This is a genomic window from Endozoicomonas sp. ONNA2, from assembly GCF_024606365.1.
GTDB lineage: Bacteria > Pseudomonadota > Gammaproteobacteria > Pseudomonadales > Endozoicomonadaceae > Endozoicomonas.
This window is the reverse complement of sequence record NZ_JAHHPO010001105.1, coordinates 1-2,285: the sequence shown is the minus strand read 5'-3', so window position 1 is coordinate 2,285 and position 2,285 is coordinate 1. Positions and strand designations below refer to the sequence as shown.

The 2,285-nt window shown below is 46.5% G+C and carries 2 protein-coding genes; one reads left to right on the top strand and one right to left on the bottom strand.

Annotated features, from left to right (window positions below):
• Nucleotides 1-175: 175 nt before the first annotated feature.
• Entirely contained in the window at nucleotides 176-1,519 is a 1,344-nt protein-coding gene (locus KDK14_RS19675; protein WP_257266914.1) for a hypothetical protein, read from the top strand.
• 377 nt (nucleotides 1,520-1,896) lie between these two features.
• Here the strand turns inward: KDK14_RS19675 and KDK14_RS19670 are convergent.
• Nucleotides 1,897-2,285, bottom strand: a 389-nt coding sequence (locus tag KDK14_RS19670; protein WP_257266913.1) for an ETS domain-containing protein, incomplete at its 5' end; no start/stop codon positions are given.

Here is a 2,285-nt window from a genome sequence, read left to right as displayed (position 1 = left end):
GTGCTGGCACTGTGCTTCGTTACAACTCCGGTCACATAGCTACGGCTATGCTCCCCCGTTGTGCCTTGCACAGTACCTGCCCAAATAGCCAGAAATATTCGATTCCATATGGCCAGCTAGTTTGAATGATTTTTTTCAAGGCTTGTTTAATGCCTGACCACAGGAGCTGGTGTTTATGTATTTTTCTACCTATTCCACTTCCGTTAACCCTGGCGGGGTTGAGCCACTGCCGGTCAATACTGGGGATAAAGATAAAGCCTTTACCCGGGCATCCGAAGAAAAAACCTCAATAGTATTCCGGACTACCAGTGGTGCCCTCTTCAGGTGCAAGCTGGCTGACGCTGATCTGTTGCTGCAGCTGGGTTGCCATGTATGTTCAAATTTAATCAATACGCCAATCAGGAGGCGTGACTCAACTGCAATTCATGATCCTTCCCATATTATTGAAAGCACACCCTGGCCGCTGGAGAGCGCACCGGGTGGTCAGTGCGGGGTCATAGACCTGGCACGGTCGCAGTTGCCCTGCACGGCACCTTTACAAGACGAAAGTACTACTTTACCCCAGCCCGCTGACATTCGGTGCGCCAGAAAACAATACCCCGTGGTTAATCAGTTTGCACCGTGCCAGGTGTTGACTGAGTTGTCGAAAAGCCAGGAGATTTCTTGTGCCAGAGACGTAATGCTGAATAATTTCGAAGGCGATGAACACGCTCCTTTGAGCATCGAATGCGGCAAATGGCTGTCTCTGCATGATCTGCCACGCCATTTCCATAATGATGAGGAGCATCCCGCCCGCACGCTGGCATCCGTTTTACCTACACCCAACCAGGAGATACCACCTGAGCCAGCCACTGCCAAAGAGCCCGCAGGGGCATCGGCAGGAGCACTTGCAACGCCGACAATAACCTATGCCCAATACGAAGCCATGGTTAAACAGTTTGGGGATGTACTCAATGGCTTTGCGGAGCTGAGACAAGCCTATCAACTGCAGGCAGCTAACATCAATGAACTGTGCAGAGCCATTGTTGGCCAGCAAGGACAAATACAGAAACTAGAGCAGGAACTGCAACGCCAAAAAGCGGATACCGGCAACGGCGTTGCACTCTGGAAGATATCCGGTGTCAAACAAGCACTTGAAAACATCAGGGATGGAAATAGTCAACAACTCACCAGCCCCTTATTTTATACATCTAAAGGCTATGCATTATATGGACAAATTTATCTTACTGGTGATAGTGCTCATCCGGGCAGGGATATCAGTGTGTCCATAGGGCTTGTGCCATCACTTTATGATCCGATTCTGCCCCGGCAATTCGGGGGGGCTGTGCGATTTGAAATTCTTGGCAGGCACGGTGAGGTGATACACCAGGATGTCATTCTTGTTGATCAAAACGCTAACAATCTTCAGAACCCACAAAATAATCCCGGGACTTCTGCCAATTGTGCGTTTATAAGCCAGAAAAATATGATGGACAAATGCCTGGTAGACGACGAACTCTTTATCAGGTTCACGGCTTAAACATCCAAAGGGCATTAGAACAATTGATGAATGCCCTGAATGGGTAAAAGGTTGATTACCTGTGAATGAGAGAATCAGACTGCGGATTAAGCCGATCTTCCGGATTTTTTTTGCCAGTGCAGTCATTTTGCAAAATCACCTGGCAAGTCGATCAGACGTGAAACCTGTCAGTGAATAGCCCGGGAATTGGCGATTGAGTATTAGTATATTTTCCCTCCAAATCCCCATAAGCAATGGCACTGCAGATCGTGTCATCATCCAACTGCAACTCGTGAGCGTAATTCACACCATGAGGAAAAGCTTTTCTTCCTGACTCTGTGCGTTACGTTAATTGCCTTTATGTTCATCCGGTCTGATTCTTAATTCGTTCACTTATCTTATCCTGCATGATTATTTTTAAAATAATCAATCTGGCCCCTAACATCTTTATTGCCCATATCAAACTGATAAAAAGGACTCACTTTATGTCCTTCTGATTGACCATATATACCGAAACTTAAATGTGTTAGGCTTCCTGACTTATGATTATTTTTGTAATTATACCTGATTGCCCGATGTAATTTATCATACGTCATATTCGTATTACCCTTTTTGACTCCCCATCGCCGAGCCCGTTCATCATTAGCGGATTGATCCTTCCTGAAAATTCCGCATTCTTCATTTACCCAGTGAATAATTCGTTTTTCTTCCGGTAGATTCAGTTCCTCAAGCAAAAAGCCGGGTATCTTTCCACTAGGAGGCTGTCCGAGAATAGACTGCCCTACTG